A 1,197-nucleotide genomic window follows, 5' to 3' on the forward strand; every position below is an offset into this window, starting at 1 on the left:
TGACCTGCTCCCCGTGATTAGTACGAAATCGATGTAGAGTCCGTTCCCAAAGGAATGGCAATGAAGAAACGATTCACGGAAGAACAAATCATCGGCGTGCTCAAGGAGGCCGATGCGGGTGCCAAGCCCGCAGAGCTGTGCCGCAAGCACGGTATCTCCGAGGCAACGTACTACAACTGGAAGGCGAAGTTCGGTGGCATGACGGTGTCGGACGCTCAGCGGCTCAAGGAGCTGGAGCAGGAGAACAACAGGCTCAAGAAGCTGTTGGCCGAGTCGATGCTGGACAAGGCGGCGCTTCAGGATCTGCTAAGCCGAAAGTAGTCAGCCCGCAGGCCAAGCGCGAGGCGGTCAGGACATTGATGGCCGAGCGCAGCATGGGTGTTACCCGGGCCTGCGGGCTGGTAGGAATTTCGCGGTCGTTGTTTGCCTACGAGAGCACGCGCACAGGCGATGCCGCTCTGACCCAGCGCATGAAAGAGATGGCAGTGGCCAAACGACGCTATGGCTATCGGAGAATCCATGTGCTCTTACGTCGCGAAGGCTGGCAAGCAAATCACAAACGAGTCTGGCGGCTGTACAGCCTGGCAGGGTTGAGCGTGCGCAAACGCAAGCGTAAGCGAATCGCGGCGACCGAGCGCGTGATTCGTCCAGCGGCAACGGCGCCCAATCAAAGTTGGTCGATGGACTTTGTGGCCGACGGCCTGGCCTATGGCCGCCGGTTCCGTTGTTTGAATATCGTCGATGACTACACTCGCGAATGCCTGGTCATCGAGGTCGATACGTCATTGCCGGGAGTGCGTGTCGCCACGGTGCTGCAACGGCTGGCTGAAATGCGTGGCCTGCCGCGATCTATTACTGTGGACAACGGGCCGGAGTTCGCCGGAAGAGCCTTGGATGCCTGGGCCTACCAAGCTGGCGTAAAGCTGTCGTTTATTCGGCCGGGCAAGCCGGTGGAGAACGCTTATATCGAAAGTTTCAACGGCAAGTTCCGAGACGAATGCCTTAACGAGCACTGGTTCTTGTCCCTGCGACAGGCCAAAGACTTGATCGAAAACTGGCGGGTCGAGTACAACACCGATCGGCCCCACAGTGCGCTCGGATATTTAACTCCGGCGCAATTCGTGCAGGCTCATCAGAAAGAAGGTCTTTTACCCCTGGACTCTATGTCGGTGCCGTACTAAATCTGGGGGCAGGTCA

Annotated in this window: 1 protein-coding gene; it reads left to right on the forward strand. The window is 58.1% G+C overall.

Going from position 1 to position 1,197, the window contains the following annotated elements:
• Positions 1-60: 60 nt before the first annotated feature.
• Positions 61-1,181, forward strand: a protein-coding gene (locus tag AC6LJ2_RS29995; RefSeq protein ID WP_498152754.1) for an IS3 family transposase whose coding sequence is annotated in 2 segments (ribosomal slippage) — positions 61-313 and positions 313-1,181 — 1,122 coding nt in all. Because the reading frame shifts where the segments join, the coding sequence is not laid out codon by codon here.
• Positions 1,182-1,197 lie beyond the last annotated feature (16 nt).

This window comes from Achromobacter sp. 1014246743 (assembly GCF_059760725.1).